At 34.7% G+C, this 2,060-nt stretch carries 2 protein-coding genes; both read left to right on the plus strand.

Translation table 11 applies throughout. The features are described 5' to 3' along the window. Nucleotides 1–1,761 (plus strand): elongation factor EF-2 (locus ACKI5C_RS03270; protein ID WP_407431794.1); only part of this gene is annotated, 1,761 nt, incomplete at its 5' end. Nucleotides 1,762–1,919: 158 nt separating this feature from the next. Next, the coding region (locus ACKI5C_RS03275) for a GTP-binding protein (protein WP_407413917.1) at nt 1,920–2,060 on the plus strand (141 nt) is incomplete at its 3' end.

Genomic DNA, 2,060 nt, shown 5'->3' on the forward strand with positions numbered 1-2,060 from the left:
ATTAACAAAGTTGACAGATTAATCAACGAGTTAAAATTAGAACCTGAAGAATTACAAAACAGATTCATTAAAATTTTCATGGAAGCTAACAAATTAATCAAAAACATGGCTCCTGAAGATAAAAAAGATGAATGGGCTTTAGACTTCACTAATGGTAGTGTTGCATTCGGTTCAGCATATCACAACTGGGCTATTAATGTTCCAACCATGCAAGAAACTGGTGTTAACTTTAAAGACATCATTGATTATTGTAATGCTGAAAACGAAAAAGAATTAGCTCAAAAAGTACCTTTATCTGATGTATTATTAGGTATGGTAGTAGAACACTTACCTTCCCCTAAAGAAGCTCAAATTTACAGAGTTCCTAATATCTGGGATGGAGATCCTGATTCTCCTGCTGGAAAATGTATGGTTGAAACTTCCCCAGACGGACCTTTAGCAGTAATGGTTACCAATGTATCTGTAGATAAACATGCAGGTGAAATTGCAACCGGTAGGGTTTATGGAGGAGCTATTGAAAAAGGTACAGAAGTATATCTTGTTGGTTCTCACGGTAAATCCAGAGTACAACAAGTGGGTGTATACTTCGGTCCTGAAAGAGTTAACACTGATAAAGTTCCTGCAGGTAACATTGTATATGTTGCTGGTGCAAAAGGGGCTATTGCAGGGGAAACTCTCTGTTCACCTGAAGACAAAATTAAAGAGTTTGAAGGTTTAGAACACATTTCAGAACCTGTAGTTACTGTAGCTGTTGAAGCTAAAAATACTAAAGACTTACCTAAACTTATTGAAGTATTAAGACAAGTTGGTAAAGAAGACCCTACTGTTAAAATTGATATTAATGAAGAAACTGGAGAACACTTAGTATCAGGTATGGGTGAACTTCACTTAGAAGTTATTGGTTACAGAATTGGAGAAAAAGGTGTAGACATTACAACTTCCGAACCTATTGTTGTATACAGAGAAACTGTAAGAAAACTTTCCCCTCAAGTTGAAGGTAAATCTCCAAACAAACATAACAGATTCTACATAACTGTTGAACCTTTAGAACAATCTATCTTTGATGCTATCCAAGATGGTGACTTAAAAGAAGGTAGAGTTAAAGGTAAAGAAGTAGCTAATGACTTCATGGAATATGGTTTAGAAAAAGAAGAAGCTAGAAGAGTTTGGGCAGTTCACAACAGAAGTTTATTCCTTAACATGACTCGTGGTATTCAATACTTAGATGAAGTTAAAGAATTATTACTCGAAGGTTTCGAATCCACTCTTGAAAGTGGTCCTTTAGGTGAAGAAATCTGTATGGGATTAAAATTCAAACTCCACGATGCAAAACTTCACGAAGACGCAGTTCACAGAGGACCTGCACAAGTTTTACCTGCTATCAGAAACGCAATTTTAGGAGCTATGACTCTTGCAGAACCTTCATTACTCGAACCTATGCAAAAAGTAGTTATTGACACTCCAAACGATTACATGGGTGCATGTACTCGTGAAATCCAAAACAGAAGAGGTCAAATTGTTGACATGGGTCAAGAAGGAGATATGGCAAGAATCGAATCCAAAGTTCCTGTAGCAGAAATGTTTGGTTTCGCTGGTGATATCAGATCTGCAGCAGAAGGTAGATGTTTATGGTCTACTGAGATTGCAGGATTTGAACCACTCCCACGTGAAATGCAAGCTCAAATTGTGAGAGAAATCAGACAAAGAAAAGGTTTATCTCCAGAACCGTTCCCTACAAGTCACTATTTAGGAGACGTATAAATTTAAAAATTAAAATTTAATTTTTTATTTTTTTATATTTTTTATAAAAAATTCATGAAAAAACATTATCTATTTATATGTTAAAATATAAATTAAATTTAAGCTAACATTTAAGCTTACTAATGTTTGTTAATATATATTTAAAATGAGGTATTATAATGGCAAAAGAAAAAGAACATCTTAACTTAGCATTTATTGGACACGTTGACCACGGAAAATCCACTTTAGTTGGACACTTATTATTAAAAGCTGGTGCAATCGCTGAACAACAATTAGATGACGGAGAAAACAAATTCAGA

It is taken from the genome of Methanobrevibacter sp. (assembly GCF_045646045.1).
Taxonomy (GTDB): Archaea; Methanobacteriota; Methanobacteria; order Methanobacteriales; family Methanobacteriaceae; genus Methanocatella.